This window comes from Microbacterium sp. Ru50, from assembly GCF_002920555.1.
Lineage (GTDB): Bacteria > Actinomycetota > Actinomycetes > Actinomycetales > Microbacteriaceae > Microbacterium > Microbacterium arborescens.
In genome coordinates this window covers 1-926 of record NZ_PQSV01000023.1, presented here as the reverse complement: position 1 = coordinate 926, position 926 = coordinate 1, and the positions used below count along the sequence as shown (strand labels likewise).

Here is a 926-nt window from a genome sequence, read left to right as displayed (position 1 = left end):
GTAGTGGGTGCGCACGAGTACGACGTAGTCGGGGCCCAGCTCGCGGCAGAACCGCTCCAGTCGATACGGGGGCACGATAGCCCTTCTGGTAGTCGCGCACCGTCGGGCAGTAGAGGGATGGCCGTCTTGCCCTCTTCGATGCCGAGTTCGGCGCGGATCCGCAGGACGTCCTCACCGGTGGCCCGGAAGTAGACGTCGTTGCGCGGATAGCCGTATTCGACCGCCTCGAACGCGCAGGGGGTACACCCGCTCCCAGATCTCCGTGGAGTGCTGGTTCGAGGTCAGGCTGAGGTCCCACTTGTCGGCCCGCTCCAGCATCTTGGCGAAGCTCATGTTCTTGGCGGCCGCGGGGTACCGCTGCTGGTCGATCCCCATCTGCTTGAGGGGAGTGCCGTGGTGGGTCTGCAGATGGACCTGCTCCGGGCGCTTGACGAAGTTGTTCGGGAAGTTGACGTTGTTGACGAGGTACTTGGCACGCGCCATGACCTCCCAGTACCGCGGTGAGTTCGCCACGACGTAGTCCACGCCTTCGGGGACGGTCTCCACCGCGTCGCGCCGCACGATCCAGACGCCGTGGACATCGGGAGCGAGTTCTTTCGCCTTCTGGTAGATGGCCGCGGGGTTGCAGGCGACGCCACGGTTCCAGTAGGCCGAGTAGACGGCCAGCTTCTCGTCGACGGGGCGTCGCAGATGCAGCTGGTAGAGGCGGTTGTAAGCGGTCTTCCCGAGCTTGGTCTTGACCTTGGTGGCCCGCTTGATCACCTGGCGGCGGGTCTTGGTGGCGGCCGTCACCGCCGCGTACGCCGTGTAGGAACCACGCTCCAGCAGCTGGAACCTGACGCCCTGCGAGCCCTCCGGCAGGACGAACCCCTTCGGCTTGAAACGCTTGTAGTGCGCGGCCGACAGCTTGAAGAACTCGGCGCGGT

Annotated in this window: 1 protein-coding gene and 1 pseudogene; both read right to left on the bottom strand. The window is 65.4% G+C overall.

The features are described from left to right. A pseudogene (locus C3481_RS16915) lies at positions 1-176 on the bottom strand (hypothetical protein); the annotation flags it as partial. Continuing rightward, positions 172-762 (bottom strand): CDP-glycerol glycerophosphotransferase family protein, encoded by a 591-nt coding sequence (locus tag C3481_RS16005; RefSeq protein ID WP_374754876.1) that lies wholly within the window; start codon positions 760-762, stop codon positions 172-174. The gene C3481_RS16005 and the pseudogene C3481_RS16915, both read right to left, overlap by 5 nt. Between the last annotated feature and the right edge of the window lie 164 nt (positions 763-926).